This window comes from Pleionea mediterranea (assembly GCF_003148745.1).
In the GTDB taxonomy this organism is placed as follows: domain Bacteria; phylum Pseudomonadota; class Gammaproteobacteria; order Enterobacterales; family Kangiellaceae; genus Pleionea; species Pleionea mediterranea.
This window is the reverse complement of record NZ_QGGU01000027.1, coordinates 1-2,024: the sequence shown is the minus strand read 5'-3', so window position 1 is coordinate 2,024 and position 2,024 is coordinate 1. Positions and strand designations below refer to the sequence as shown.

Below are 2,024 nucleotides of genomic sequence, written 5' to 3'. Positions count from 1 at the left end.
TTTGTGGTGGGGGACATCAGCTTAAGCAACGCCACGGCCAGTAACTTCAGTGCCGTGGACGGCAATACCTACACCGCCACCATTACGCCCACCGCCGAAGGCGCGGTCACCATAGATGTGAACGCCAATGTGGCGCAGGATGATGCGGGCAACAACAACACCGCCGCAACGCAGGCCACCTCCAACTACGATGTGACTGCACCGGTGGTCAGCATCGACAGCGCGCCCACCGCCAACATTGATAATCAAACCAGTTACCCGGTCAGCGGCAGTTGCTCAGGCGGCGACGGTGACGTCAGCGTCAGCATCAACGGCGCCAGCCCGTCCAGCCAGAACGTCAGTTGCAGCGGCGGCAGCTGGAGCGCCAGTTTTGATGTCAGCGGCATTGCCGATGGCAACAACGTCATTACCGTTAACGCCAGTCAAACCGATGTGGCCGGCAACACCGGCAACGCCAGCAGCGCGACGGCAAACAAAGACACCAACGCGCCCACTCTGACCGCCGAAGATGTTGGGCCAACCGCCGACACCACGCCGACCTTCAGTGGCAGCTCCGATTTGGCCGACGGCTTTACCGTCTCCGTGTACACCAGCAGCAATCAACTGTTGTGCACCGGCAATGTCAGCAACAACGCCTGGAGCTGTGACAGCACCCTTGGCCTGTCCGATGGCAGCGACACCTACCGCGCCGAAGTGACCGACGGCGGCGGCAACACCGTCAACGTCAACTTCAGCGTCACCATCGACTACGACCGTGACAACGACGGCATCGCCGACATCCTCGAAGGCACCCCCGACACCGACGGTGACGGCACCCCCGATTATCTGGAAATCGACAGCGATAACGACGGCATCAATGACGCCGACGAAGACAGCGCCGGCCCGGTATTAAGCGGTAACGACAGCGACGCCGATGGCATCGATGACGCGCTCGACGTTGACCTGACCGGCGGCAACGACAGCAACAACAACGGCATCGACGATGCACTGGAGCCCATCGACAGCGATAACGACGGCACCCCCGATTATCGTGACCTCGACAGCGACAACGACGGGATCAGTGACGCCACCGAAGGCACCGCCGACAGCGACAGCGATGGCATCAGCAACTACCGCGACACCGACAGCGACAACGACGGCCTCACCGACGCCACCGAAGGCGCCAGTGACCTCGACAACGACGGCGTCGGCAACTACCTCGACGACGACAGCGATGGCGACAACCTGAGTGACACACTGGAAGGCGCCGGTGACAGCGACGGAGACGGCAACGCCGACTTCATTGACAGCGACAGCGATGGCGACGGCATACCCGACGTCACCGAAATGGACGTGGACGGCGATGGCAACCTCGACAACCCACTGGCCGACAGTGACAGCGACGGTCAACTGAACTACCTCGACCTCGACAGTGACAACGACGGCATCAGTGACGCCGACGAAGGCGCCACCGACCTTGATGGCGACGGCATCCCCAGCTACCTCGATGACGACAGCGACGGTGACGGCGTACTCGACAGCAACGAACAGGGCGACGCCGATAATAACGGCATCCCTGATTCTCAGGACACCGGCTCAGACGCCGACGGTGATGGCATCGCCGATGGCATCGAAGGCACCAATGACACCGATGGTGACGGCATTGTCGATTCACAGGACAGCGACAGTGACAACGACGGGATCAGTGACGCCGACGAAGGCACCAGCGACGTTGACGGCGACGGGATCCCCAACTTCCGCGATTTGGACAGCGACGGTGACGGCATACCCGATGCCACCGAAACCCTGCAAGACAGCGACGGTGATGGTGTTGGCAACTACCTCGACAGCGACAGTGATGGCGACGGCATTAGTGATGCCACCGAAGGCACGGTGGACAGCGACAACGATGGCACCGGCGACTACCTTGATCTGGACAGCGACAGTGACGGCATCAGTGACGCCACCGAAAGTGCGCAAGACACCGACGGCGACGGCCTCGCCAATTACCTCGACGATGACAGTGATGGCGATGGGTTAAGTGA

Annotated in this window: 1 protein-coding gene; it reads left to right on the top strand. The window is 61.4% G+C overall.

What is annotated here, in order from left to right:
* A partial coding sequence (locus C8D97_RS17945; RefSeq protein WP_210204997.1) for a beta strand repeat-containing protein occupies window positions 1-2,024 on the top strand: 2,024 nt, incomplete at both ends.